Genomic DNA, 24,742 nt, shown 5'->3' with positions numbered 1-24,742 from the left:
GCCCGCGAAGAGGCCAGTACAGGCAACTACCGAATCAGGGTCAACCGCCCCAGCACGGTCTGCCGCGAAAAGCCCATCACCTTGCCCAGCGAATCCAGCGCCAGCAACGGTTCGCCCACCGGGAAACTGCCGCTGACCTTGCGCTGTCCCAGTTCACCATCCAGCAACAGGATGCGCCCTGGGTAATAGCGCCCAATATCTTCAACCACCTGCGCCAGCGGTACCTGGTAATAATTCAGCCAACCCTGGCGCCAGGCCAGGCGGTTGTCACTGTCCACCGTCAGGGTGTCGCCTACCCTGCCTGCGCTGTAGTTCACCTGCTGGTTGGCAGTCAGTTCACGTGCCAACGTGCCCTGCGCAGGGCTAACCCCCACACGCCCGCTGCGCACCGTCACCTGGGCGCCCTCGCCCTGCTCGCGCACTTCAAACTGGGTACCCAGCACCCGTACCTCGCCACCGGCAGCTTCCACCAGGAACGGCTCGCCGGTATGCGTCACCTGGAAAAACGCTGCGCCATGCAGCAACCGCACACGGCGCTCCCCCTTGGCGAAATCGACCGCAATGGCGCTACCGGCATCCAGCGTGACCTGCGACTGGTCAGCCAAGGTCACTTGGCGAATCTGCCCGGCACTGCTGTAGTCAGCCTGCAGGTCCTGCAACCAGTACCCCGGGTGCCAGCCACCGGCAACACCCACGGCCAGCACCAGGCAGGCCGCCATCGCCATCGCCGTCACACGCCTCCACGGACCACGGGCCGGCGGCCTGGCCATGGCATCGAGGTAACGTTGCAGGGCTTGCTGTTCTTCGTTGGCCAACCGCTGCGCCGGGCCGGCGCTTTTCTGCCACAACAGCTGAGCCTGTTCATAGGCGGCGCGGTGAACAGGGTCGGCCAGTAGCCAGCGCTTGAACGCCGCCCCTTCGGCTTGCGCGGGCTGCTCGTTGATGCGGCTGAGCCACTGCAGGGCGGCCTGGGATTGCGCCTCGGTGATGGGGGGCATGCTGCTCATCGACGGGCGCTCCCTGGCCGGCGTGGAGTGGGAGCGGGCTCGGCAACACTGGCCTTGCACGCTTCAAGGGCGCGCATCATATGCTTTTCCACGGCGCTCTGGGACAGTTGCATGGCCTTGACGATTTCGCCGTACTTGCAGCCGTGAATACGGTTGAGCAAAAAAATTTGCCGGGTGCGCTCGGGCAACGCACGCAAGGCGGCTTCGATGCGTTGCAGGTCGTGGTCCACTTCCAGGGCCTGCTCTGGCGCCTGGGCCGTGGCCACTTCGTCCACCGGCAACGCGGCTTCGGCCACGCGTTCGCGGCTGCCTTCACTGCGCAGGTGGTCGATGGCGAGATTACCTGCGCATCGCAGCAAGTAGGTGTCCAGCGCCTCGACCTTCACTTCGGGGCGCCGCCAGAAGCGCAGAAATAGCTCCTGAACCAGGTCCGATGCCGTGGCGCGGCAGCCGACCCGTCGGCTGACCAGGGCTTCCATGCGTGCCCGCTGGGCCTGGAACACCTGGACGAAACGTGCACGCCCGCCGGCACTGTCGGCGTCGGGTTCGATGATGTCCCTCTGCTCGCTCACGGCTTCACACAGCAAACACGGCCAGCAACGGGCCGAGCACCACGCTGGCTGCGGCCAGGCCCAGCAGCAGGCGCGGCTGGTAAGGCAGGCCGAACACCCAGAGGGTTACCCCGGCCATCATCACCGCCATCCACTCCACCAGGCCGTAGGCCCAGCCACGCAAGTGCACGCTGAGGACCAGCGACAACAGCAGCAACAGCCATCCAGCACTGCGCAACAGCCGCAATTGCCCAGGGCGCGGCTTGCGCCCGAGCAGGTCGCTGAAGTGTTTTTCCATGGCCAGGCACAGGGCGACAAAACCTGCGAATGCGAGCAGTGCGTTACCCAGCATCAACTCACCTCCGCCGTTTCAGTGCCCGGCTTTTTTACTGCGCGTGGGCGCTTGGCAACCGGCTTGGGGCTGCGCAGCATCTTGCCGGCCAGCCAGGCCAGGAACAGCCCGGTGGCCAGGGCAGTCAGGTCGAAGCCGGCCATGGCCCAGTCACCCTCCAGCAGCGAATGGTTCAGCCCGCGGTGGGTACTCAGGCCGTTGAGCAGCGGCAGCAAGGCAAAGGCCAGCGCACCCAACGCAAGTTGCTCGCCCCAGGCCCTGCGCCCGCTGCGTAGTACCGCATGCACCAGCGACAGGCCCCAGGCGATGAAGAAGGCATTGACCTCCCAGTCGCCCCGGCCTTCGACGCCTATCGGGACCAGGCGGTTGGCCCAGAAGAAACCTGCCACCGCCAGCAGCAAGCCGCTCATGCTGGCGGTATTGAGTACCTCGACCAGGCGCAACTCACCCGGTATGCGCTCGCTCTTGGCGTGCTTGAGCTGGCGCTTGCCCAACCACATCACCAGCCCGGTGCCGATCACCGCAGTACCGGCCACACCGAAGAAGAAGTACAGCCAGCGCAACCAAGGGCCGGCGAAGTTACCCATGTGCAGCCCGGCGAAACTGAAGGCGGTCATCATTGCCCCGCTCTCTGGCTTGCCCTGGCTCAGCAGCTCGCCACTGGCGCCATCGAAGGTCCAGTTGGCGCTGCGCCGATAAGCCACATGGTCGGCAGACGATTGCGTGAAGGTGACGCGGGCATTGCTGTCGCCCGGGTTCTGCACCTGGATGTTGCCAATACGCGCGCCGGGTTGCAGTGCCTGCACCTGGGCATACAGGCTGGGCAACGGCACCAGCGGTGCAGCCACGTGGGCCGCCTTGGGCGCATCGTCGCGGCCGAACAGGTCGTTGAAGTACTTGTCGGTGTCATTGCCATAGCTGGCCATGATGCCAGCCGGCATCACCATGTACATGAACAGCACCAGGCTGCTGTAGCTGATCATCAGGTGAAATGGCAGCACCAGCACACCGATCGCGTTGTGCCCGTCCAGCCAGGAGCGTTGGCCCTTGCCGGGGCGGAAGGTGAAGAACTCCTTGAAGATCTTCTTGTGGGTGATGATGCCGGTGACCAGCCCCAACAGCATGATGAACGCGCAGAAGGTCGACAGCCATCGGCCGAACGGGTAAGGCATTTGTAGCTGGAAGTGGAAGCGGTAGAAGAACTCGCCACCGCGGCTGTCGCGCGCTTCAACCGGCTGACCGGTCTGGGTATCGAGGGTTTTACTCACGAACCCGCGTGGCCCGCCATTGGGGTCGCGGTAGCCCACGCTCAAGGCAGCCTCGCGCGCGTTGGGCATGCGAATGAACCAGGTGCCAGAATGCCCGGCATTGTCCTGCAGGTAACGTTGGGCCACACCCAGGCTGTTGAGCGGATCCAGAGCATGGCTGCGCACTTCGGGCTGCGCCCAGTGGGTGATTTCTTCCTTGAAATACGACAGCGTGCCGGTGAGGAAGATGGCGAACAACAGCCAGCCGAAGATCAGGCCGGTCCAGGTGTGCAGCCAGGCCATCGCCTGGCGAAAGCCTTCTTTCATGGGTTTTTCATCCAGTAGGCGACGCCGCTGATCATGCCCAACAACAGGCTTGGCGCCAGTACGCCCAGCCAGGCACGCCAGGCGTTGCGGCAAGCGAAGCACCAGATGAACGCCAGCAGGTAGAAGACGAACGACAGCAACAGGCCGGTGAGGGTGGCATCGACCTTGGGCAACGGCGCCACCAATGCAATACAGACGCTGGCCATCGACGCCAGCAAGTAGCCGCCCAGCAGCGCGGCCAGGCTGCGTGAGGCAACGCCCAGCCGGTAACTGAGCGGGAGACCGGCGGTTTTGCGCGTCATGGCGAAGGTCCGGGCATTTTCGGGGGTGAAATACTAATGATTTCAATTCTCATAAGCAAAGCCTGCTGCTACTTCGCCCTGTGAACGCCTCGTTTTCCCCGCAAGTGGCCGAGCAGGCCGTGCACTGGGCAGACGTCGGTGGAGTTCTGACCTGTAGCAAATGGGGGGCCGCTTTGTAGCCCCCTTTTGCAACAAGAAATTTATTTTCAGAAAGGGCTTGAATTCATCCCGCAGTTGCCTGACCTTAGAGTCAAGAGGCGCAGAAATTCCAAGGGTCTCAAGGGCCTAGGCGCGCCTCCATGCGAGCAAGCTGAATAAGGATTGAATCATGCAAATCCAGGTCAACAGCAGCAATCATTTCGAAGGCAACGCCCGGCTCGATCAGTGGGTCCGCAGCACACTGCAGAACTCGCTGGAACGTTACGAAGAAGACCTCACCCGCATCGAGGTTCACCTGCGCGACGAAAACGGCGCCAAGCCCGGACCGCATGACAAACGCTGCCAGATGGAGGCTCGCCCAAAAGGCCACCAACCGATTTCCGTGACCCACACCGCCACTTCGCTGGACCAGGCAGTCGACGGTGCCGCCACCAAGCTCACCCACGCGCTGGAACACTTCTACGGCAAGTTGCGCAGCAAGCGCGGCGCCCTGGAGCTGAGTGATCCAGACGCCTGATCGGCAATGCAAAACGCCCGGCTTGAAGCCGGGCGTTTTTGTTTGTAGCGATCAATGGCACTGAACCAACCCGCCGCGTTGCCAGTCAACCTCTGCACTCATTCACTGCAGAAGCACGACCATGAACAACCCGTTCGAAAAAATCAGTGCTGCATTCGCCCCCGAATACCGGGTCAACCTGAGCATCACAAACCTTGACGGCAGCATCATGCTGACCCTGTCCGACGACGCCGGCGTGGTCGCCAAGCGCCTCATCACCCAGGCCCAGCGCAACGACCCGGCGCGCCTGCAACGGGTGATCGACAGCATTCGCCTGGGCCTGGCCATCGAATTCAGCCAGAACCCCATGCAAGTGCTGGCCGCGCTGACCCGCGACGCCCGTCACGCGCCGCGCCACGTCGTTGCCAACTGAGGGCTACTTGCCCTCCTCCACTTCCTTGCCGTTGGCATCCAGCACCTTGGTCGAGGGGTAGCGATACGAAGCGTAGCGCACCACCAGAATCGAGAACGCCAACAACAGGATGCCGCCGCACAGGTACAGCAGCCCCTCGTCCGGCGCCTTGTGGTGCGAGACATCGCCGATCAGCAGGCGGGTCAGCGCGGTAATGGCCACGTACAGCAGGAAGCGGATCGGCATGTGGTTGGTCTTGAAGTAAATGCCGACCATGGCCCCCAGCTCCAGGTAGATGAACAGCAGCAGGATGTCATCGACACTGACCCCGCCCTTGCCGAGCATGTCCAGGAAGGTGACCACCGCCGCATAGGCGGTAATCGCGCCAATGCCGAACAGCGCCAGGTAATGGAAGGCCTCGACACACAGGTTGCCCAGCGAGTCGGCCGAACCATGCAGGCCTTTGCGTAGCTTGTCTGCCCATTTGATGTTCACGATGTTCCATTCCCCGATACGTCTTTAAGGATGATGCGTCACCGGTGTGACGCTTGTGCCATGCAGTTAAAGGGCCAGGCCCTTGGCTTGGAAGGCGTCCGATTGCCGCAAGGCACGTGTGGGCAGGCTGAAGAATCAGGTTGCGCGATGATGGCAATGCCATTACTGTATGCGCATACAGTAAACTGCAACGCAACCAGCAAAAAGGCATAGAGGTGATGAATGGCCGTCGAAGTGGTGTACCGCAGCAGCCGCGACCCGGAGCGCTTGTTCATGGATAAGGCCGAAGCAGACCGTCACGACAAGATGCTCGAACTGGCCGAGCGCCTGGCCGAAGTGCTGCACAAGGCGGTGCCGTCGCTGACTGAGCAGCAGGTTGAGGAAGCCGGTATCTACATGGCCAAGAACCGCGATGTGTTTGCCCGGGCGTTCAAGAGCCAGCCGGATGCGTTGGCCGAGTTGCTGGAAGATGGTGCTGCCGAGTGAGATCGGCGGTGCCTGCTTCGCGGGCAAGCCCGCGAAGAGGCCAGTAACGCCAGCATCAGCATTCAGCCGTAGAGCAACCGCTCCGCCAGCATCTGCGCCACCCGCGCCGGCGAGCGCTTCTCCGCCTGGGCATGGCCGAACACTTCGGTCAGCCGTGACGGTATCCGCGCCAGGTGCGCGGTGATAGTGCCCAAGTCCTCGCCACGATGAGTCAGCGCCACGTAGATCAACCCACCGGCATTGATCACGTAATCAGGCGCATACAATATCCCGCGCGACTCCAGCTGGTCGGCCACCTGCAAGGTGGTCAGCTGGTTGTTCGCCGCCCCCGCCACCGCCGCGCAACGCAACTGCATCACGCTTTGCCCGTTCAGCACCGGCCCCACGCCGCAAGGGGCGAAGATGTCGCAAGGGGTGCTGATCAACGCATCGTTGGTTACAGGCTTGGCATCGAACTGCTCCATCGCCAGCCGCACACGTCCTGGGTCCAGGTCGCTGACCAGCAACTCCGCGCCCACTGCATGCAGTTGCTCCGCCAACGCAAAACCGACATTGCCCAAGCCCTGCACCGCCACTCGCAGGCCTCTGAGGTCATCACTGCCCAGCCGGAACGAGGTGGTGGCGCGAATACCCGCGAACACCCCCATCGCCGCATGTGGCGAGGGATCACCCGATGCGGTGGTACTGGTCACATGGGGTGTGCTCTGAGCAATGCAGTCCATGTCCAGGGTCGAGGTGCCGCTGTCCACGGCGATGATGAAGCGTCCATGCAAGGTATCGATGAAGCGGCCAAAGGCCTCGAACAGTGCGGCGCGGTTTTCCACATGCGGGTTGCGCATGATCACCGCCTTGCCACCACCCAGTGGCAAGCCCGCCAACGCCGCCTTGTAGCTCATGCCCTGGGCCAGGCGAATGGCATCGGTCATGGCGCTTTCGTCATCGGCATAAGGCAGGTACCGGCACCCGCCCATGGCCGGGCCCAGTTGCTCACTGTGGATCGCCACAACCGCTTTCAGACCCGTAGGCGGGTCGTTGAACAGGTGCAAGGACTGGGTACGGGTGCTTTGCATCAGAGCGAACATCGACAGGCCCCCCATGAGGTGCTCCCTCCAGTATAGGCACCGCCCTGAAGCTGGTGCCGCCGCCGGACCACTGGACGAAACCCCGCGCCACGGCTAATACTCAAGCGTGTGTGGAGAAGCCCCATGAAGCCACGTCAAGCCTGCCTGGCCTGCCTGGAACGCGAGCCTGTCGCCCTGCTGGAAGCCGCATTGTGGATTGCCGCCGAGCACGACCGGAGTGTCGAGCCCGCAGCCAGCCTTGCCGTGCTGCAAGACCTGCAGCGCGATATCAGCACCCACCTGCCGATGCTGCCACTGTGCGAACTGGCCCAGCCGCTGCTGCGCCAGCTCAATGCGCTGGGCTTCCAGCAGGATGAGTACCACCCCCTGCGCCCGCAGGCGGCGATGATGGACAAAGTGCTGCAACGCCGCCGTGGCCAACCGCTGACCCTGGCCATACTCGCCCTGGAACTGGCCGAACGCCTGTCCATTCCGCTGGAGGGTGTGGGCTTTCCTGGCCATTTCCTGCTGCGTGTACCGGGTGCCGACCACCTGCTCGATCCCTGCGGTGGCCGGCGCCTGTACCCCAACGATTGCCGTGAGCTGCTGGCCCGCCAGTTCGGGCCGCATGTTGCGCTGACGGCCGAGCACATGCGCAGTGGCACCCCGCTGCAGATGCTGCAACGCCTGTCACGCAACCTGCGCCAGCTGCACATCAGCAACGACAACCACCTGGCGGCGTTGATCGATGCCGAACGGGTCATGCAGTTGGGGCCGGTGCAGGTCAGTGACTACATGACCCGCGCCTCGTTGTACCAGCACCTGGATTGCCCACAGGCCGAGCGCTTCGACCTGGAGCATGCGCTGCTACTGACTGAAGATCCGGCCCAGCGCCTGAAGCTGTCCGAACGCATCGGCAAGCTTCCGGCGGCGAACCGTTCGCTTCACTGAGCCGGGCTGTCCGGCTGCTGGGCGGGGTGGGCCTGGGTGAACGCCGGATGCCCGGCGGCCATTGCGGCAACCCGCAGGATACGCGGGAAGCTGCTCAGGTCGATGTTGAAGCGTTCGGCGGCATACAGCTGCGGGATCAGGTACACATCCGCCAGCCCCGGTCGATCACCGAAACAAAAGCCTTGATCACCAATCAGTTGCTCCACTGCCGCTAACCCCTGGCTGATCCAGTGGCCGATCCATTGATTGACCTGCCCCTCGTCCTGCCCGGCCTGGCGCAGCCGGTTGAGCACGCTCACGTTGTGCAGCGGGTGGATGTCGCAGCCAATGATTGCCGCTACACCACGCACCCTGGCACGCGCCTCGGCCGTGGCCGGCAGCAACGCGGGCTGTGGATAAACCTCTTCCAGGTACTCGATGATTGCCGGTGACTGCACCAGCAATTCACCGTCATCGGTGCGCAAGGCCGGTACGCGGCCCTGCGGGTTAATGGCGACATAGTCCGCCCCACGCTGCTCACCCTGCAACAGGTTGACCGGCAGGGACTGGTAAGCCAGCCCCTTCAGTGCCAGGGCAATGCGCACCCGGTAGGACGAGGTGGAACGGTAATAGGTGTACAGCTCCATGCCCGCCCCTCCTCAGTTGGCCGCGATGACCGTACCACGGCATTCGCCGAAGCCGATGCTGGCCACGCCGTCGCGCGTGCAGCGGGCACGCAGGATGATTTCGTCACCGTCTTCGAGGAACTTGCGCACCTCGCCGCTGGCCAGTTCCACCGGCAGCTTGCCGCCCTCGGTGATCTCCAGCAGGCTGCCGAACGACCCTGGCGTGGCCCCCGACAAGGTGCCCGAACCGAACAGGTCGCCTGGTTGCAGCTGGCAGCCGTTGACGCTGTGGTGCGCCACCAGCTGCGCCACGGTCCAGTACATGCTGCGGGTGTTGCTCAGGGTCAGGCGGTGTGGAGCAACGCCCTGCTCACGCATGCGCTGGGTCAGCAGCAGCACTTCAAGCTCGATATCGTAGGCACCGGCGGCCTGGTCGCGCTTGTCCAGCAGGTACGACAGTGGCTGCGGGTCGCCTTCCGGGCGCGCCGGCTGGGCGCAGCGGAACGGCTCCAGCGCCTCGGCAGTGACCACCCAGGGGGAAATGGTGGTGATGAAGCTCTTGGACAGGAACGGTCCCAGTGGCTGGTATTCCCAGGCCTGGATATCGCGCGCCGACCAGTCGTTGAGCAGGCACAAGCCGGCCACGTGCTCGGCGGCGTCGCCTACCGGGATCGCCTGGCCCATGTCATTGCCCTGGCCAATCCAGATGCCCAGCTCCAGTTCGTAGTCCAGGCGTGCGCAAGGGCCGAAGCTCGGCTCGGTGTGCCCGGCCGGCAAGGTCTGGCCTTTGGGCCGGCGCACATCGGTGCCCGATGGGCGGATGGTGGAGGCGCGGCCGTGATAACCGATCGGCACGTACTTGTAGTTGGGCAGCAGCGGATTATCGGGGCGGAACAGCTTGCCCACGTTCTTGGCGTGCTCGATGCCGACGTAGAAGTCGGTGTAGTCACCGATCTGCGCGGGCACATGCAGTTGGCAGTCGCTGGCCGGGATCAGCGCCGGCTTCAACGCCGACTGGTGTTCGCTGTGCTCGCCAAGCAGGGCCTGCAAACGCTCGCGCAGCGCCACACGGGCGCTGCGGCCCAAGGCGAAGAATGCGTTCAGCGCGCCACCGCGGGTGGCTTCGACGGCAGCCTTGGCAGCACCGTCGAACAGGCCGGCGGCCAGCACCGCTTCCAGGTCGAGGATCGCGTCACCGATAGCCACGCCACAGCGTTTGGCTTCACCCGGCCGGCTGAAAATACCCATCGGCAGGTTCTGCAGCGGAAAGTCGCTGTGCCCGTTGGCGTGCTCGACCCAGCTACGGGCATTGGCAGTGTGGTTCATGGGTTATCTCCGGTTCGGGTTGAAGGTGCTCGGCAAGGTGGCCCAGCAACTATCGTAGTCGGCCTGCAATTGCGGGCATTCAAGGGCTTGCTGGCTCGGGCGCAGCACTTGGCTGGTCTCGAACATGAAAGCCATGGTGTTGTCGATCTTGTGCGGCGCCAGGTCGGCGGCAATGGCCTTTTCGCAGGTTTCGGCGTCGGGGCCATGGGCGCTCATCACCCCGTGCAATGAGGCGCCACCCGGCAGGAAGCCTTCGGCCTTGGCATCGTAGGCACCGTTGATCAGGCCCATGAACTCGTTCATCAGGTTGCGGTGGAACCATGGCGGACGGAAGGTGTTCTCGGCCACCATCCAGCGTGGCGGGAAGATCACGAAGTCCATGTTGGCCAGGCCATGTACGCTGGTCGGCGAAGTCAGCACGGTGAAGATCGACGGGTCCGGGTGGTCGAAGCTGACGGTACCGATGGTGTTGAAGCGGCGCAGGTCGTATTTGTAAGGCACGTTGCTGCCGTGCCAGGCCACCACATCCAGCGGCGAATGTTGCAGTTCGCAAGCCCAGTGCTCGCCCAGGAACTTCTGCACCAGTTGCACTGGCCCTTCGGCCTCTTCGTAGTGCGCCACCGGAGTGAGAAAGTCACGCGGGTTGGCCAGGCCATTGCTGCCGATCGGGCCCAGGTCCGGGATGCGCAGCGGCGACCCATGGTTTTCGGCGATGTAGCCGCGGGCCTGGCCATCGAGCAGTTCGACACGGAACTTCATGCCGCGTGGAATCACCGCGATCTCCAGCGGTTCAACTTCCATCACGCCCAGTTCGGTGGCAATGCGCAGGCGGCCCATTTCCGGCACCAGCAGCAGTTCACCGTCGGCGTTGAAGAAAACACGCTCCATGGAACGGTTGACGCGGTAGATGTAGATACTCACACCGGCCGGTTTTTCCGCCGCCGCGTTGGCCACCATCGGCAGCCAGCCCTCGATGAAGTCGGTCGGTTCGGCAGGGATCGGCTGCGGGCTCCAGCGCAGGCGGTTGGGGTTGATCCCACCCAACGGCCCGCTCAACGGCTGGCGCGCCAGGCGCTCGAAACGTGGGTGCAGTGCAGACGGGCGAATACGATAAAGCCAGGTACGGCGTAGCTCACTGCGGGCCATGGTGAACGCCGTGCCCGAGAGCAATTCGGCATACAGCCCATAGGGCGCCTTCTGCGGCGAGTTCTGCCCGACCGGCAAAGCCCCTGGCAGTGCTTCGCTGGCAAATTCGTTGCCGAAGCCGCTGAGGTAGCGAAGGTCGGGTGAGGTGTCGCGATTCATCGATGCCTCCGGGCTCTGGCCGAGCCGTTGCGGGCAGCTGGCTGCTGGCCCGGTGTGGGGTGGCAGCGCGTCTGCATTGTTTTTATCGTAATCAGATTACGAATAACGTAATTTGCCCCGCGCTTGGCGTCAAGCTATAAAGGCCCGACTTGAAGAATCCGGAAGCAGATGCCCATGACCAAAGCCAGCTCCCCCGCCGACAACGGCAAGCAGAAAGTCCGCTCGGCGGAGGTCGGCACCGACATCCTGAAGGCGCTTGCAGAGCTGTCCCCTTCCACATCGCTGTCACGCCTGGCGGAACATGTGCAAATGCCGGCGAGCAAGGTGCACCGTTACCTGCAGGCGTTGATTGCCAGTGGTTTTGCGGAGCAGGACAGCGCCACCAACCACTACGGTTTGGGGCGCGAAGCATTGCGGGTGGGGTTGGCGGCGCTGGGCAGCATCGATGTGTTGAAGATTGCCGCCCTGCCGCTGTCGCAATTGCGCGATGAACTGAACGAGAGCTGCTTCATTGCCGTGTGGGGTAACCAGGGCGCGACCGTGGTCAGCATTGAACCGGCAGTGCGCGCGGTCACCGTGGTCACACAAATCGGCTCGGTGCTACCGCTGCTTACATCCTCTACCGGCCTGGTGTTCGCCGCCTATCTGCCCGAGCGCGAGACCGTGGACTTGCGCGACCGCGAGCTGGCCGCCCTGCAACACACTGCAGAGGACTACCAGGCAGTCTTGGCCGGCATTCGCGACCGTGGGTTGCACCATGTGCACGGCCTGCTGATGCCAGGTGTGGATGCGTTGTCGGCACCGGTGTTCAATGCCTTGGGGCAGGTTGTGGCCGTGATGACCGTGGTCGGGCCAACGTCGATTTTTCATGCCGACGAACATGGGCCGGCGGCGCAACGGCTGCTGGCGGCTGCGCGAGAGACCAGCTGGCGTATGGGCTATTCACCGGCCGCGTGAGCGCCTGCAGCACTATTGCCCGATACGTAAAGGTGAATGTCATAAGCAGCTATTTTTCCCACAGGATCAAGCGCTTATTCTTAACTCACTGGCCGGCATGAAGGGCTCTTCCCCCCGCCTTTCAGGCCTGCGAGGTTCACCGACGTAGATTTTGAAGCTCCTTGATCTAACGTCTCGATTGGCCGCTGTGGCTTGCAGCGGCCTTTTTTTTACCCCGAAAAACCTGCGCTCTCGCTGGCTGATGCGCTCCCACAAAGTGCCCAGCAAGCGCTCTAGAGTGGGTACTTCTGCAGGTTCGCCATCATCTGCTGCAGCGCCTGCAAGCTGTCCTGCGGGTGCACGGCCCCGTCAAAGTCGCCAATCCGTGCCCAGTTTTCCGCCACCTGCTCCGGGGTAAAGCCTTCGCGCGGATCAAAGCCTACCCCCAGGCTGCGCTCCCAGCGCACTTTGCCCACCCAGCCGCCACCCACCTCGAACAATTCGCCCGTACCCTGGCACTGCTCACTGCCCAGGTACACCACCAGCGGGCTGACCAGTTCCGGCTTGAGCCGCTCGAAGACCTGAGGCGGGATCAGCCCTTCGGTCATGCGGGTGCCGCCGGTAGGGGCGATGGCGTTCACCAGAATGCCGTGCTTGCGCCCTTCGATTGCCAAAGTGCGGGTCAGCCCATACAAGCCTAGCTTGGCCATGCCGTAGTTGGCCTGGCCGAAGTTGCCGTAGATGCCAGAGGTAGAAGCGGTGAAAATCACCCGCCCCCAGTTCTGTTCGCGCAGGTGTGGCCAGGCGGCGCGGGTGACCTTGAAGGCCCCTTCCACATGCACCTGATAAACCTGCTCCCAGTCGCTGTCGTCCATCTTGTGGAACGTCTTGTCGCGCAGGATGCCGGCATTGTTCACCAGCACATCGACCCGGCCGAAGCTGTCGAGGGCCTGCTCGACGATACGCGCGCCCTGGCTGACCGAGTCATGGTTGGCGATGGCGGTGCCACCGGCGGCGCGGATCTCCTCCACCACCCGGTCGGCAGCCGAGGCGCTGGCACCTTCACCGTGGGTAGAGCCGCCGAGGTCGTTGACCACGACTCTGGCACCCCGCGCGGCGAACAGCAGCGCATGGGCGCGGCCCAGCCCACCGCCGGCTCCAGTGACGATCACCACGCGATCTTGCAGACGGACAGGCTCGCTCATGCTCATGGCTCCAGGCAGGTTCAGGTGGGCCAAGTGTCCGCCGCCAGCGGCAGGCGGACAATCAAGCTCACGCAGGCTGAATGCCTGGCAATAACGCAGGGCGATGAAGCCCGGTCAGGACCACGCCACCTTCTGTGGGTAATAGCTCAGCGGCTGTTCACGAAAAGCCAGGTAGTGGCGCAGGACCTGCACAGGCGCCTCGGTGTGCGGGTAATGGCCGATGCCCTGCAACTGCACGGTATCCGGCTCCGGCACCAGTTGCCGATAACGCTCCAGCATGTGCCCGCCGGAAAGTGGGTCAACCACGCCATTGATGAAGCGCAGGGGTACGCCTTTGCGCTGCATCGCCCCGACCCAGCGTTCGCGATGCAACCTGCGCTCGGGGATATAGCTCACCAGCTTGTGCAGGATGCGCGTGCCCCGGTTGGCGGCGATCAGGCTCCAAAAATCATCCAGGGCACTTTCGCTGGGGTGGGTGCAGGGGCCATAGACCTGGGTCACGTTGCGCACCAGGTCGTCACGCCCGAACGAGCGCCCGACCAGCCAGCCGAACCGGCTAAGCAGCAGTTTCTGGATCAGCAGCATGCGGCAGCTTTCGGGGAACAGCCCACTGTTGAGGAACACGCAGCTGGCTATCTCGGCACGCTGTTCGTGGTGCCGCGCCAGCAGTTCCTGGGCCACGCTGCCGCCGTAGTCATGGGCCAACAGGTGTACCGGCTGGTCGACCTGCAGATGGCCGAGCAAGGCCTGCTGCAGGTCGGCTTGCTCCATCAGGCTGTACGCGTGGTCGACCGGCTTGGCCGAGTCGCCAAAACCGAGCATGTCGCAAGCGATCACCCGAAAGCGTTGGGTCAAAGGCCCCCACAAGTAGTGCCAGTCCCAGCTGGCCGTGGGGAAGCCGTGTAACAGAAGCAGGGGCTCTCCTTGCCCTGCGGTCCAGTAGCGGATGCTCTGGCCCCGGAAGTTGAAGCTTTGTCCCCGGGTACGCCAGACGCACAATGGAATTTCGGCCATAGGCATCAGAAGTAACCCGGTGAAGTGATAAGGACGGGATAGGGCAAGGCTGCGGTCATTGCATGTCACCTCGGCACATACATGTGCTCTCTATGTCGAGGCAAAGTCTAGCCAGCAGCCCACTGGCTGGAACTTGCGTTGCCAGCCAGCTTGATGACTGTGCGAGTCAGTGGCACGAACGGTCAGAGCAACAGGGCCAGCAACGGTGCCGCGAACAGGTTCAGCAAGCCGGTCAGCACCATGACCAGGCCGGCCACGGAGCCTTCCTCGCGGCCTACCTCCTGCGCCCGGCTGACCCCGGCACCATGCGCACCGACACCAAACAGCGCCCCCCGTGCCAGCGGCGTGCGCAACGGCAACCAACGCAGCAGCACGCCGCCGAACATGGCGCCGAGTACACCGGTGAACATCACGAACACCGCTGTCAGCTCTGGTACGCCCCCCAGGTCATGGGCCAACGGCATGGCAAACGGTGTGGTAATCGAACGCGGCACCAGCGACAGGCTGGTCGCGCTGTCCAGCGCCAGCAGGTGCGCCAGCCCCCAGGAACTGGCGATCGAAGCACTGCTGCCGGCGACCATGCCCACCATCAGCGCCGGCCAATGGCGCGCCAGCATCGCCCGCTGCTGCCAGATGGGCACCGCGAAGGCGACGGTCACCGGGCCAAGCACGCTCATCAACCAATGGGTATTGCGCGCATATTCGGCATACGCGGTGTGCAGCGGCACCGCCACCGCCAGCAACAGCACCGGTACCAGGATCAACGGCGACAGCAGGTAGCGCCCGCTGCGCCGGTACAGCCAGCGGCTGCCCAGGTAGGCCAGCAAGGTCAGGGCCAGCCAGAACAGCGGCATGGGTTCAAGGCTCATGGCGCAACCTCCAGCGGCACACCAGTTCTACGGTGAGCGCGGTCACCACCATCACCATCAGCGTGCTCACGGCGATCACCAGCAAGATGCGCCAGCCCTCCTCACGGATCAACGAGCCGTAGTCCAGCAGGCTCATCAACGCCGGAATGAAGAACAGCAGCATCTCGGCCATCAGCCAGCCGGCGCCGAGTTGCAGCATGGCCGGCTTGAGCACACCGGACGCGAACAGTATCAGCAGCAGTGCCAGGCCCATCACACCACCTGGGATCGGCCAACCCAACCAGGTCGCAAGCTGGCCGCCCAGCAGAAACAAGGCACAAAGAATCGCCAGCTCGACAAGCAGGCGCAGGGCTTTTTTCAACAATGCGGGTTTCATGGCAGGGGTTCCTCGACAGGCCCTCATTTTAAGATTTGGCTGCCTAGGCCAGAAGCGAATTGTTAGACTTATCGCCATTCCAGAATGGAATTCAGAGCATGGAATTCAAACAGCTGCGCAGCTTTATCGAAGTGGTCCACCGCGGTGGTTTTACCCAGGCCGCGCAAACCCTGCACATCAGTCAATCGGCCGTGAGCAAGCAGGTGGCGCAACTGGAGCAAGATGTGGGCCAGCCGCTGCTGGAACGCCAGGCCTCCCAGCTGCACCTGACAGCGGCCGGGCGCATTGTGCTGGAGCGCGGCGAAGCCCTGCTGCGCCAACGCCAGGCGCTGCTCAACGAACTGGACGACCTCAGCCAGATGGAGCGCGGCGAACTGCGCCTGGGCTTGCCGATGTTGGGCAGTGACGCCTTGTTCGCCGGGCTTTTTGCCGAATACCGGCGACGTCACCCAAACATCGCGATCCAGTTGCTGGAGGGCGGTAGCCGCAGTGTCGAACAGGCGGTCAAGAGTGGCGAGCTGGAACTGGGTGGTAGCCTGACACCCAGCGATGAAACCTTCGACTACCAGCCGTTCTGCAACGAGCCAATGGATGCCCTGCTGCCGGCGGGGCATCCCTTGGCGAGCCTGGACGGGGTGGACCTGGGGCAACTGGCCGATACACCGTTCCTGTTGTATCAACGCAGTTTCGTGCTCAACGACCGGCTGCTGAAGGCGTGCCAGCAACAGGGCTTTACCCCGAAAGAAGGCGGCCGCAGTGGCCAGGCAGACTTTTTGGCGGCGTTGGTGGCGGCAGGCCAGGGTGTGGTGTTGCTGCCCCGAGTGGTGGCAAAAGCGCTGGAGCGCCCCGGGGTGGTGCGTTTGCCGCTCCGCTCGCCGGGGGATTTGCGCTGGGACATCGCCTTTATCTGGCGGCGTGGGGCCTATCTGTCACGGGCGGCGCAGGCGTGGTTGGCATTGTTGCGCGAACCTCACGCCTGACGCGCTTTTTTATGCGGCCTTAGGGTCAGGCTCTCAGTGCGATTGCCAATTCGGCCAACCATGGCTCGGCATCCGCCTCCGGGGTCACCGTCTCGCTGGCGTCCAGGCGCAGCATCGGCTGCACCTCACGCACACCCAATTCGGCAAACAGCTCGCGCATCTGCTCGCCACCGCCGCAATAGGTATCGCCGTAGCTGGAGTCACCCAGTGCAATCACCGCCCCCGGCAGACCACGCCAGGCCGCAGGCAAGGTATCGCGAAGGGTGCTGTACAGCGGCATGAGGTTGTCCGGCAGTTCGCCCATGCCGGTGGTCGAGGTCACGGCCAGCAAGGCGTCGGGGGCAAAACCTTCAAGATCCTGCTGGGTGGCACGTGCCGCATGCCAGGCCTCCAGGCCCGCTGCTTTGAGCAGCGTTTCAGCGTGACGGGCGACTTCTTCGGCGGTGCCATAGACCGATCCGGAAATAATGGCGACTTTCATCGGGTAGAGGATTCCGAAACTGAGTGAAAACGTAGGATACTAGCATCCAGCGCTGGCAAAAGGCCGCCTCTACCAAAGTCGCCGTCCTCAGCCCCTCTTTGCCCAATGGCCCGAACATGATCAATGCGCAATTGCTGCAATCGATGGTCGATGCGTCCAATGACGGGATCGTGGTTGCCGAACAGGAAGGCGACGACACCATCCTGATCTACGTGAACGCCGCCTTCGAACGCCTGACCGGCTACAGCCGCGATGAAATCCTCTATCAGGATTGCCGCTTTCTGCAGGCTGACGACCGTGACCAGCTTGGCCGCGCACGTATCCGCAGGGCCTTGGCCGAAGGCCGCCCCTGTCGCGAAGTGCTGCGCAACTACCGCAAGGATGGCAGCGCCTTCTGGAACGAGCTGTCGATTACCCCGGTAAGGCATGCCGCTGACCAGCGCACCTACTTCATCGGTATCCAGAAAGACGTCAGCCGCCAGGTCGAACTGGAACGGCAACTGGCGGAACTGTGCGCTCGTCCGAAACCCGACGAACGCGCTTGAACCAAGTACGCCATGCACGGTCAATCCCGATGAAGAAATCGCCACCACCGAGTTCGATCATGCAAGCAGACGTGCTCCTGACCCAGGACGAGCTGGATTTCATCCAGAACATGCAACATTCGCCGCATTTGAACGTGGCCGACTCCATGTCGAGCCTGCTGGTCAATGGCGACCGCCGCATACAGAGCCTGCTTACCCGGCTGGTGGCGAACGAACAGGTTACCTTGCAGGCCCAGTTCAACAACCAACAGATCAGCTTCCCCCTGCAATTGGTAGAAGACGAGTTCCACGCCCTGCACCTGCAACTGGGTTCACCGGAAATCTACGAAGACGGCCCCATGCTGCGCCCTTGGCGCCTGTCGATGGAGCAGCCGAGCGCACTGCTCGATGCCCATGACGAGATCAGCGGTCTGTGGGTACGTGATATTTCCTTCAAAGGTGTGCTGCTGGAAGTCCGTGACCTGCCCTCGCCACCCGCATGCTTCGAACTGCGCTTCGCCCCCGGCGGCATCAGCCCGATCGAACTGCACGGCGTACTGGGCCGGCGTATTGGCCCGGACCTGGCGGCTTATGACCTCAGCCAAAGCCCGCCCGAAGAAATCGAGCGTCTGCGCGACTACATCCTCCAGGCCCACCCCGACCTGCACACTCAGGTATCTAGCTGACCTGCCAGAAACTGCCGCAACCGCTGGCGCATGACACTACCCTGCGCTCCCAGGCAGGCGATAGCACTGCCAGCCAGGCTGGCCTGTGCCACTTCCGCCGCCTCACCGGCCAGTAACAACGGGCAGTCCAATACCGCCGCCAGGCGAGCCAGGTGCCGAGTGAGCTCTGCGGTAAGCGGCTGATGGGAAAACAGCACCAGGGCATCCGGCTTCAGGCGCTCGCAAACCAGCGCCAACTCCTGCAGTGGCTGCCCGTTCGCCAACGGGGTCACACCTGTTTCGTCGCTGCCCAGGATCAAGCTGGTGACCAGCAGCTCGAGCTCATGGCACTGCCCCGGTAATGGCGCCAACAGCACGGTGCGGCTACGCGGCACATGGGCAAGCTGCAAGCGAGCGAAGACCCGACCGCGCAGGAACTGGTCAAAGAACAGCCATTCACTGGCCTGCCCATAGCCGCCCTGGCGGACTGCCATGTCGTGCCACACAGGCATGAACACTTCGCTGAAAACCTGGTCCAGGGTGCTGGCGGCAAACACCTCCTGGAAAAGCAGATCAAGGCCCGCCACGTCGAAACGCTGCACCGCCAGGCGGATCTGGTGCTGCCAGCGTAGCCAAGCGTCCGTCGCATCACCGGCCTGGCCGGCAAGAGCATGGCCACGCGCAAGAATACTGCCCACTTTGCTGATTGCCACACCGCGCTCCAGCCACCCGAGGATACGGCGGATCTCATCGATATCGGCCTGGGAATACAGGCGGTGGCCACTGTCGGTACGGATTGGCTGGATCAGGCCATAACGACGCTCCCAGGCCCGCAGGGTCACAGCGTTGACACCGGTCAGACGGGAAACTTCACGAATTGGAAACAACTCCTGCTGTTCAAAACTCGCATCGATCACTGGATTACGTCCCTGTTCGTTCATCTGCAAGGGGTACCCTGCGTGCGGAAGTTGAACAGGTATTCTACTACGACGGCGCGAGTCGCAGGGTGCAACCGTTTGCCGCCCGGGGTTTGCCGAATATTGCAGATACGCGATAATCCGTGCCCGATTCTTGCATGCACGCCTGTGTTGCCCACCACCCCGGGCCACACAGCCAAAGGGGCCAGCTACCCGCCAGCCCCGTTGCCAGGAGATACACGATGTCTACCCCACCCGTCACCCTGATGGTGTCGCGCCGCGCCGCCCATGGCCGCTACCAGGACTTGCTGGCCTGGTTGCATGAAGGCGAGCAGCTGGCCACCGACTTTCCCGGCTACCTCGGCTCGGGCATCCTTGCGCCGCCCCGCGATGGCGACGAATTCCAGATCATCTTTCGCTTCAGCGACGAGCCCACCCTGCATGCCTGGGAATACTCCGCCTCGCGCCGGGCCTGGTTGCAACGCGGCAACGGCCTGTTCGAACGCCCCAAAGAGGCGCGCGTAAGTGGTATCGACGACTGGTTTGGCACCAACACGGTGCAAAAACCACCCCGTTGGAAACAGGCTGTGGCGATCTGGCTGGCATTCTTCCCGGTCTCGTTGCTGTTCAACCTGCTGTTCGGCCACTGGTTGGCAGCGTTGGACCTGGTGCCCCGGGTACTGCTCAGCACCTTGGCGCTGACACCCGTGATGGTCTACCTGTTCATCCCCCTGTCCACCCGCCTGCTGGCCGGTTGGCTGCATGCCACCCCAACGCCCTCTGGCGCCCTGCGCAGCCGCTGAGGGCAGGCCATACAATAGGGAAACAGTTCGGGTATGCTGGGTGGCAACCAAAGGACAGACAAGTTGACCGCCCGAACATGAACAGCCCCATTCTCGTTACCGGAGCCAGCCAGCGCGTCGGGCTGGCCTTGGCCCTTGAACTGGCACAGGCCGGCCATACGGTGGTCAGTGCCAGCCGCAGTGTCCAGCCACAGACGGCCCACCCGAACATTGTGCAGTTCCAGGCCGACCTGTGCCAGGCGGCCGACCGCCAGGCCCTGATCGATCACCTGCACAGCCATTACGACGGCCTGCGGGCCATCATCCACAATGCCTCGCTGTGGCTGGATGACGGGCTCGACAACCTCGAAACCATGTTCCGCCTGCACGTCGAAGCGCCCTACCACCTCAACCTGGCCCTGGGCGACCTGCTGGCCAAGGTGGACAAGGCCGACATCATCCACATCTGCGACGAAACGTCCTCACGCGGCAGCAAGAGCCACATCGGCTATGCCGCCACCAAGGCCGCGCTGCAGAACATGGTGCTGTCGTTCGCCGAAAAATACGCGCCCAAGGTGCATGTGAACGGTATCCTGCCCGGGCTGCTGATCCTCAAGGAAGGGGGCGATGAAGCCTACCGCCAGCAAACCCTGAAAAAGGCCTTGCTGGAATTCGAACCCGGCGCCGGCCCGCTGATCGAGACCGTCAAGTACCTGCTCGCCAGCCAGTACAGTACCGGCAGCCAGGTGGTCATCAACGGTGGCCGCCACCTGAAAAACCGCATGACTTGAGATAAGCCCATGACCCCACAGCAACAGCTCGAACTCGAAGCCGCCGCGTTCCGGCGCTTGGTCGAACACCTGCAAAAGCGCACCGACGTGCAGAACATCGACCTGATGAACCTGTCCGGTTTCTGCCGCAACTGCCTGTCCAAGTGGTACAAGGCCGCAGCGGACGAGCGCCAGCTCGACTTGAGCCTGGATGACGCCCGCGAAGCGGTGTACGGCATGCCCTACGCCGAGTGGAAAGCCCAACACCAGAAAGAAGCCAGCGCCGAACAACAAGCGGCGTTCGAAAAAGGAAAACCTCGTGACTGATCTGAACACCCTGCGCGCCAGCCTGGCCAGCGGCCAGCATGTATTTGCCGATACCCTGGCGTTCATTGCCGACCACTACAGCTACCAGCCTCAGGCCTTCAACAATGGTGGCGTGGAAAATGCCGCTGGGCAGAACGAAGGTTCGTGCAAGACTTTGGGCCTGGCACTGCTGGAAGGGCTGAGCGACCAGGAAGCGCTGCTGGCCTTTGGCGAGCACTACCGGGATGTGGTTGCCACGCCTGAGGGTAGCGACCATGGCAATATCCGGGCGCTGATCCAGCATGGGCTGGCCGGGGTGAAGTTTGCCGGGCAGCCGCTTTCGCGCAAGGCTTGAGATAGCCGGGGCCGCTTTGCGGCCCTTTCGCGGCGCAAGGCCGCTCCTACAGGGGACCGTGAAACCTGCCCGGGACCTCCGCTGCCAAACGGCCCTGCTGCAACCACTGCAAGGCCACCGGCCACAGGCTTTCGCGAAAGCGGTCATGGAAGAACGCGAAGTGGCCAATTTCCTCGACCGAGATATCCACAGGCGCGATGCGCAGGTGCCGGGCACCCTGTATATAACTCAGCAAACGCTCGGTGGCCGCGACGGTGCCAAAGGGGTCATCGGTCATGCTGATGGCCAGGGTTGCCGCCCGCACCTGGGCGAACGGTAGCGTTTTCAGTTCACGGCCGCTGGGCCGGTGTTCATAACGCGGGGTTCGTGTGGTCCAGTCGTGCACCACGCCAGATGGCGTATCCTCCAGCCAACCCAGTCGCTTGCCGGGGAAGTAACCGAATACCCGAGTCAACAGCGGCATAACCACATGCCATTTTCCAAACAGCTGCCAGCGCTGCTCAGCCGCATAATCGGGCCAATAGGCGAACTGCGCGCCCACCATCACCACCCGGCGCACCCGGCTGGCAGATGGCGCCAGGCCCACTGCGCAGCCGCCGAAACTGTGCCCTACCACATCCACCGGCTGGCCAGGGAAATGCGCGGCAGCATGCGTTAGCATGGCTTCGAAATCGAGCCTGCCCCAGTCGCTCCATGAAGCCTGAAAACCGCGCAACGAAGCTGGGCGGGATTCGCCGATGCCCCGGTAATCGTAGGTCAGCACATCGCAGCCCTGGGCAAACAGGAAGTCGGCAAAACGTGAGTAATAGCGGCAGCGTACCGAAGTGGCAGCGTTGATGATCACCAGCGGGCGCTGGGGGTCTGGTTGGGCGTGGCGCCAGCAGAAACCGCCGAGGCTGTAACCGTCGGCTGCGGGGTGGCGAAAGGCTGTGGCGGGTTGGGTGAGGCTGCTCATGGCGCATTCCCTGTTGTTGTGCGCCAAAACTAGCAAAGATTTTATAGCCTGTACCGGCCCGTTCGCAGGTGAACCCACGAACAGCCCGGTACAGGCTATCGCCGATTACAGCTCGACGCAGTCGAACTTCACATCGGTAGCCACGTCTTCGTCGTAGTTGACGTCAGCACGCTCGAAGCCGAACAGGTTGAGGAACTGCTTCTTGTAACCGGCATAGTCGGTCAGCTCGAACAGGTTCTCGGTGGTCACCTGTGGCCACAGGGCCTTGCAGGCGCTCTGCACGTCGTCACGCAGTTCCCAGTCGTCCAGACGCAGGCGGCCCTTCTCGTCGACTTCGGCCGGCGCACCGTCGGCACGGTACATGCGGTCGCGGTACATGCGGTCCAGCTGGTCCTGGGTGCCTTCGTGAACGCCCTTCTCCTGCATGATCTTGAAGACCATCGACAGGTACAGCGGCATCACCGGGATGGCCGAGCTGGCCTGGGTGACCACCGACTTCAGCACCGCCACGTTGGCGCCCCCCTTGAGTTCACCGGCCAGTTTCTGGTCCAGGCGCAGGGCGGTTTCGTCCAGGTCCTGCTTGGCCTGGCCCAGCGCCCCGTGCCAGTAGATCGGCCAGGTAATGTCACTGCCGATGTAGCTGAAGGCTACGGTACGAGCACCTTCGGCCAGCACGTCGGCGCCCGCCAGGGCGTCGATCCACAGCTGCCAGTCCTGGCCGCCCATGACGGTGACGGTGTCGGCGATTTCCTGCTCGGTGGCCGGCTCGATGCTGGCCTCGATGATAGTGTCCTTGTTAGTGTCGATGGCGGTCGACTTGTACGGCTGGCCAATTGGCTTCAGTGCCGAACGCACCAGTTCACCGGTCTGCGGCAGCTTGCGCACAGGCGAAGCCAGCGAGTAGATGACCAGGTCAACCTTGCCACCCATTTCGTTCTTGATCAGTTCGATGACTTTGGCACGGGCCTCGTCAGAGAAGGCGTCACCGTTGATCGACTTGCTGTACAGGCCCTCGGCCTTGGCAAACTTGTCGAAGGCGGCGGCGTTGTACCAACCAGCAGTGCCGGCCTTGGTTTCGGTGCCTGGTTTTTCGAAGAACACGCCCAGGGTGTCGGCCTTGAAGCCGAACGCTGCGGTAATGCGGGCCGCCAGGCCATAGCCGCTGGAAGCACCGATGACCAGGACCTTCTTCGGGCCATCCTCGCGCACGCCCAACTTGCGGGTGGCTTCGATCTGGTCACGGACGTTGAGCTCGCAGCCCTTCGGGTGAGTCGTGGTGCAGATGAAACCGCGAACCTTAGGATGAATGATGGCCAATGTCTGTACCTCGTCAGGTTTATGCCGGGGAAGCGCCGTTTGAGGCGATTCCGATTGATCAGAGGGTGAGACTACCCCCGCAGGTTATCCGACACATATTACGGGGTGATCATGGGGATGCAAAACCGGGGTTCTTCTATCCCGGCCTCTTCGAGGGTAAATCCGCTCCCACAGAGACCGCGCTGCCCACAAGGTCTGTGCAATTCCTGTGGGAGCGGCTTTAGCCGCGAAGAGGCCGGCACAGGCATACTCAATCGCGGCGCCGACGGCGCCCGGTAATCATCGACCAAGGCAGGTTTTCCCGCAGGCGCACGCTCTCGTAAACGGCCGCCAGCACATGCACGCAAACCAGCAGCAGCACAGCATCGGCCAACCCGCTGTGCAGATCAGTCGGCCAGTCCTCGCCCCACAAGGCATCCACCTCCTGCGACGCCCATCCGGTCAGGACCAGGCCGACAATGCCGGTCAGCATCAGCAACATCACCAAGGCGCCAATCGGCGAATGCCCAAGGCGATGACAAGGCTCCCCCCGCAGCAGCTTGCGGGCATGCCCCGCCAGACGCGACGGGGTTGGCCAGAAGTCAGCCCAGCGCGCGCTACGTGGCCCGACAAAGCCCCACACCAGGCGCAACACCACGCAGGCCAATGCGTAGTAGCCCAGCCACTGGTGCCAGTCGTCACCTTCTTCGTTGAAAAAGTAATCAGCGAAGAACACACCGGCGATCGAGAGATGGCACAGCCGCAGGAGCGGGTCCCACAGCTGCACCGTGCCGTTGCTGTTCAATCGTGGTACTCGGACTTGACCGCCTTGCCGGTCACCGGGTCATGGTAGATCTCGACCTTGCGGCCGTCCTTGTCGAAACCGTAGATCTCGTAGCAGTTGCCCTCGGTCACCTTGAACTTGTTGATCTTGTAGCCCTGTTCCTTGAGCTGCGCCTGGAATTTTTCCTGGTCTTGCCAGGTGCTTTTGTCAGCGGTGGTGCATTGGGTGGCGGCGAATGCTGTGCTGCTGCCGATCAGGATAAACAGGGCTATCAGGATGCGCATGGGAATGAGCTCCATTCAGTTGGGTGAAAACAGCACGGGAAACAGCTTAGTTGGATAGCGCGCCTGGTGCTCATTGATTTGCTTTTCACATCAATCAGAAAGAAAAACAAACTTAACAAATAAGCCAAAGCCACCGATGCTTGGGCATTACGCCCATCGCA

At 63.0% G+C, this 24,742-nt stretch carries 32 protein-coding genes; 12 read left to right on the top strand and 20 right to left on the bottom strand.

All coding sequences use genetic code 11. From position 1 onward, the window contains the following. Positions 1 to 26: 26 nt before the first annotated feature. Genes D8767_RS05165 through D8767_RS05145 form a run of 5 tightly spaced genes read right to left on the bottom strand, consistent with a single transcriptional unit; the run spans position 27 to position 3,786 of the window. Entirely contained in the window at positions 27 to 1,007 is a 981-nt protein-coding gene (locus tag D8767_RS05165) for a FecR family protein (protein ID WP_016713494.1), read from the bottom strand. Then, positions 1,004 to 1,579 carry an RNA polymerase sigma factor gene (locus D8767_RS05160; RefSeq protein WP_029380275.1) on the bottom strand — a complete coding sequence of 192 codons (576 nt, stop codon included), beginning with the start codon at positions 1,577 to 1,579 and terminating at the stop codon, positions 1,004 to 1,006. The genes D8767_RS05165 and D8767_RS05160 overlap by 4 nt, the downstream gene beginning before the upstream one ends. 4 nt (positions 1,580 to 1,583) lie before the next feature. After that, complete coding sequence (locus D8767_RS05155) at positions 1,584 to 1,910, bottom strand: DUF3325 domain-containing protein (RefSeq protein ID WP_016713492.1); 327 nt, start codon at positions 1,908 to 1,910, stop codon at positions 1,584 to 1,586. After that, positions 1,910 to 3,484, bottom strand: a complete 1,575-nt coding sequence (locus D8767_RS05150; protein ID WP_016713491.1) for a PepSY domain-containing protein — start codon at positions 3,482 to 3,484, stop codon at positions 1,910 to 1,912. The genes D8767_RS05155 and D8767_RS05150 overlap by 1 nt, the downstream gene beginning before the upstream one ends. Then, on the bottom strand, positions 3,481 to 3,786 hold the full coding sequence (locus tag D8767_RS05145) for a DUF3649 domain-containing protein (protein ID WP_016713490.1): 306 nt from the start codon (positions 3,784 to 3,786) through the stop codon (positions 3,481 to 3,483). Before D8767_RS05145 ends, D8767_RS05150 begins: the two co-directional genes overlap by 4 nt. Before the next feature lie 328 nt (positions 3,787 to 4,114). Between D8767_RS05145 and D8767_RS05140 the strand changes: the two genes are divergently transcribed. Then, on the top strand, positions 4,115 to 4,462 hold the full coding sequence (locus D8767_RS05140; RefSeq protein WP_016713489.1) for an HPF/RaiA family ribosome-associated protein: 348 nt from the start codon (positions 4,115 to 4,117) through the stop codon (positions 4,460 to 4,462). Positions 4,463 to 4,583: 121 nt separating this feature from the next. After that, positions 4,584 to 4,874: a DUF3509 domain-containing protein gene (locus tag D8767_RS05135; protein ID WP_016713488.1), complete on the top strand. Its 291-nt coding sequence runs from the start codon at positions 4,584 to 4,586 to the stop codon at positions 4,872 to 4,874. 3 nt (positions 4,875 to 4,877) lie between these two features. On the opposite strand, the gene D8767_RS05130 is transcribed toward D8767_RS05135, so the two are convergent. Then, positions 4,878 to 5,348 (bottom strand): phosphate-starvation-inducible protein PsiE, encoded by a 471-nt coding sequence (locus tag D8767_RS05130; RefSeq protein WP_016713487.1) that lies wholly within the window; start codon positions 5,346 to 5,348, stop codon positions 4,878 to 4,880. 222 nt (positions 5,349 to 5,570) lie between these two features. On the opposite strand from D8767_RS05130, the gene D8767_RS05125 reads away from it, so the two are divergent. Beyond that, positions 5,571 to 5,834, top strand: coding sequence for a YebG family protein (locus tag D8767_RS05125; protein ID WP_016713486.1), 264 nt, complete (start codon positions 5,571 to 5,573; stop codon positions 5,832 to 5,834). Between the two features lie 62 nt (positions 5,835 to 5,896). Here D8767_RS05125 and D8767_RS05120 read toward each other — a convergent pair whose 3' ends face one another. Next, complete coding sequence (locus D8767_RS05120) at positions 5,897 to 6,916, bottom strand: Glu/Leu/Phe/Val dehydrogenase dimerization domain-containing protein (RefSeq protein ID WP_025753991.1); 1,020 nt, start codon at positions 6,914 to 6,916, stop codon at positions 5,897 to 5,899. Positions 6,917 to 7,039: 123 nt separating this feature from the next. On the opposite strand from D8767_RS05120, the gene D8767_RS05115 reads away from it, so the two are divergent. Beyond that, positions 7,040 to 7,846 (top strand): SirB1 family protein, encoded by an 807-nt coding sequence (locus D8767_RS05115; RefSeq protein WP_016713484.1) that lies wholly within the window; start codon positions 7,040 to 7,042, stop codon positions 7,844 to 7,846. On the opposite strand, the gene maiA is transcribed toward D8767_RS05115, so the two are convergent. The 3 genes from maiA to hmgA are packed head-to-tail and all read right to left on the bottom strand — an operon-like array spanning position 7,840 to position 11,082. Then, positions 7,840 to 8,472 (bottom strand): maleylacetoacetate isomerase, encoded by a 633-nt coding sequence (gene maiA / locus D8767_RS05110; protein ID WP_016713483.1) that lies wholly within the window; start codon positions 8,470 to 8,472, stop codon positions 7,840 to 7,842. The genes D8767_RS05115 and maiA overlap by 7 nt on opposite strands. Positions 8,473 to 8,484: 12 nt before the next feature. Then, positions 8,485 to 9,777, bottom strand: a complete 1,293-nt coding sequence (gene fahA, locus D8767_RS05105; RefSeq protein WP_016713482.1) for a fumarylacetoacetase — start codon at positions 9,775 to 9,777, stop codon at positions 8,485 to 8,487. A 3-nt stretch (positions 9,778 to 9,780) separates the two neighbouring features. Then, positions 9,781 to 11,082 (bottom strand): homogentisate 1,2-dioxygenase, encoded by a 1,302-nt coding sequence (hmgA, locus tag D8767_RS05100; RefSeq protein WP_016713481.1) that lies wholly within the window; start codon positions 11,080 to 11,082, stop codon positions 9,781 to 9,783. 174 nt (positions 11,083 to 11,256) lie between these two features. Here hmgA and D8767_RS05095 point away from each other — a divergent pair, with 174 nt between their 5' ends. Next, positions 11,257 to 12,039, top strand: coding sequence for an IclR family transcriptional regulator (locus D8767_RS05095; protein WP_016713480.1), 783 nt, complete (start codon positions 11,257 to 11,259; stop codon positions 12,037 to 12,039). A 272-nt stretch (positions 12,040 to 12,311) separates the two neighbouring features. On the opposite strand, the gene D8767_RS05090 is transcribed toward D8767_RS05095, so the two are convergent. The 4 genes from D8767_RS05090 to D8767_RS05075 all read right to left on the bottom strand — a co-directional run bounded on the left by D8767_RS05090 (position 12,312) and on the right by D8767_RS05075 (position 15,482). Further along, positions 12,312 to 13,223 (bottom strand): SDR family oxidoreductase, encoded by a 912-nt coding sequence (locus D8767_RS05090; RefSeq protein WP_016713479.1) that lies wholly within the window; start codon positions 13,221 to 13,223, stop codon positions 12,312 to 12,314. 114 nt (positions 13,224 to 13,337) lie between these two features. Beyond that, positions 13,338 to 14,243, bottom strand: coding sequence for an alpha/beta fold hydrolase (locus D8767_RS05085; RefSeq protein WP_016713478.1), 906 nt, complete (start codon positions 14,241 to 14,243; stop codon positions 13,338 to 13,340). A gap of 176 nt (positions 14,244 to 14,419) precedes the next feature. Further along, complete coding sequence (locus D8767_RS05080; RefSeq protein ID WP_016713477.1) at positions 14,420 to 15,106, bottom strand: LrgB family protein; 687 nt, start codon at positions 15,104 to 15,106, stop codon at positions 14,420 to 14,422. Next, positions 15,096 to 15,482 (bottom strand): CidA/LrgA family protein, encoded by a 387-nt coding sequence (locus D8767_RS05075; protein ID WP_016713476.1) that lies wholly within the window; start codon positions 15,480 to 15,482, stop codon positions 15,096 to 15,098. Before D8767_RS05075 ends, D8767_RS05080 begins: the two co-directional genes overlap by 11 nt. A gap of 98 nt (positions 15,483 to 15,580) precedes the next feature. Between D8767_RS05075 and D8767_RS05070 the strand changes: the two genes are divergently transcribed. Continuing rightward, positions 15,581 to 16,462 (top strand): LysR family transcriptional regulator, encoded by an 882-nt coding sequence (locus tag D8767_RS05070; RefSeq protein WP_016713475.1) that lies wholly within the window; start codon positions 15,581 to 15,583, stop codon positions 16,460 to 16,462. A gap of 25 nt (positions 16,463 to 16,487) precedes the next feature. On the opposite strand, the gene D8767_RS05065 is transcribed toward D8767_RS05070, so the two are convergent. Continuing rightward, the gene (locus D8767_RS05065) at positions 16,488 to 16,943 is read right to left on the bottom strand and encodes a flavodoxin (protein WP_016713474.1); all 456 of its coding nucleotides are present in this window, start codon (positions 16,941 to 16,943) and stop codon (positions 16,488 to 16,490) included. 116 nt (positions 16,944 to 17,059) lie between these two features. Here D8767_RS05065 and D8767_RS05060 point away from each other — a divergent pair, with 116 nt between their 5' ends. Together D8767_RS05060 and D8767_RS05055 are read left to right on the top strand one after the other, a co-directional pair. Then, the gene (locus D8767_RS05060) at positions 17,060 to 17,488 is read left to right on the top strand and encodes a PAS domain S-box protein (protein WP_016713473.1); all 429 of its coding nucleotides are present in this window, start codon (positions 17,060 to 17,062) and stop codon (positions 17,486 to 17,488) included. A 59-nt stretch (positions 17,489 to 17,547) separates the two neighbouring features. Next, positions 17,548 to 18,153, top strand: coding sequence for a hypothetical protein (locus D8767_RS05055; RefSeq protein ID WP_016713472.1), 606 nt, complete (start codon positions 17,548 to 17,550; stop codon positions 18,151 to 18,153). Here D8767_RS05055 and D8767_RS05050 read toward each other — a convergent pair. Further along, on the bottom strand, positions 18,138 to 19,073 hold the full coding sequence (locus D8767_RS05050) for a MerR family transcriptional regulator (RefSeq protein WP_016713471.1): 936 nt from the start codon (positions 19,071 to 19,073) through the stop codon (positions 18,138 to 18,140). The genes D8767_RS05055 and D8767_RS05050 overlap by 16 nt on opposite strands. A 218-nt stretch (positions 19,074 to 19,291) precedes the next feature. Between D8767_RS05050 and D8767_RS05045 the strand changes: the two genes are divergently transcribed. From D8767_RS05045 to D8767_RS05030, 4 genes are all read left to right on the top strand, one after another. Then, positions 19,292 to 19,852, top strand: a complete 561-nt coding sequence (locus tag D8767_RS05045) for an antibiotic biosynthesis monooxygenase (protein WP_016713470.1) — start codon at positions 19,292 to 19,294, stop codon at positions 19,850 to 19,852. Between the two features lie 77 nt (positions 19,853 to 19,929). Beyond that, the gene (gene folM, locus D8767_RS05040; RefSeq protein WP_028698644.1) at positions 19,930 to 20,622 is read left to right on the top strand and encodes a dihydromonapterin reductase; all 693 of its coding nucleotides are present in this window, start codon (positions 19,930 to 19,932) and stop codon (positions 20,620 to 20,622) included. Positions 20,623 to 20,631: 9 nt separating this feature from the next. Further along, positions 20,632 to 20,928 carry a DUF1244 domain-containing protein gene (locus D8767_RS05035; protein ID WP_012274156.1) on the top strand — a complete coding sequence of 99 codons (297 nt, stop codon included), beginning with the start codon at positions 20,632 to 20,634 and terminating at the stop codon, positions 20,926 to 20,928. Next, positions 20,921 to 21,262 carry a HopJ type III effector protein gene (locus D8767_RS05030; protein ID WP_016713469.1) on the top strand — a complete coding sequence of 114 codons (342 nt, stop codon included), beginning with the start codon at positions 20,921 to 20,923 and terminating at the stop codon, positions 21,260 to 21,262. Before D8767_RS05035 ends, D8767_RS05030 begins: the two co-directional genes overlap by 8 nt. Before the next feature lie 46 nt (positions 21,263 to 21,308). Here D8767_RS05030 and D8767_RS05025 read toward each other — a convergent pair whose 3' ends face one another. The 4 genes from D8767_RS05025 to D8767_RS05010 all read right to left on the bottom strand — a co-directional run bounded on the left by D8767_RS05025 (position 21,309) and on the right by D8767_RS05010 (position 24,581). Beyond that, entirely contained in the window at positions 21,309 to 22,217 is a 909-nt protein-coding gene (locus tag D8767_RS05025) for an alpha/beta fold hydrolase (protein ID WP_016713468.1), read from the bottom strand. Positions 22,218 to 22,322: 105 nt separating this feature from the next. Further along, positions 22,323 to 23,534 carry an enoyl-ACP reductase FabV gene (gene fabV, locus D8767_RS05020; protein WP_016713467.1) on the bottom strand — a complete coding sequence of 404 codons (1,212 nt, stop codon included), beginning with the start codon at positions 23,532 to 23,534 and terminating at the stop codon, positions 22,323 to 22,325. A gap of 250 nt (positions 23,535 to 23,784) precedes the next feature. Continuing rightward, on the bottom strand, positions 23,785 to 24,318 hold the full coding sequence (locus D8767_RS05015; RefSeq protein WP_016713465.1) for a cytochrome b/b6 domain-containing protein: 534 nt from the start codon (positions 24,316 to 24,318) through the stop codon (positions 23,785 to 23,787). Continuing rightward, a complete protein-coding gene (locus D8767_RS05010; RefSeq protein WP_016713464.1) occupies positions 24,315 to 24,581 on the bottom strand; it encodes a PepSY domain-containing protein in 267 nt (88 codons plus the stop codon). The genes D8767_RS05015 and D8767_RS05010 overlap by 4 nt, the downstream gene beginning before the upstream one ends. Positions 24,582 to 24,742 lie beyond the last annotated feature (161 nt).

Origin of the sequence: Pseudomonas sp. LTGT-11-2Z (genome assembly GCF_003691445.1) — a bacterium.
Taxonomy (GTDB): Bacteria; Pseudomonadota; Gammaproteobacteria; order Pseudomonadales; family Pseudomonadaceae; genus Aquipseudomonas; species Aquipseudomonas monteilii.
Note: the sequence above shows the minus strand (reverse complement) of the source record. Positions and strands in the feature narration are given on the sequence as shown.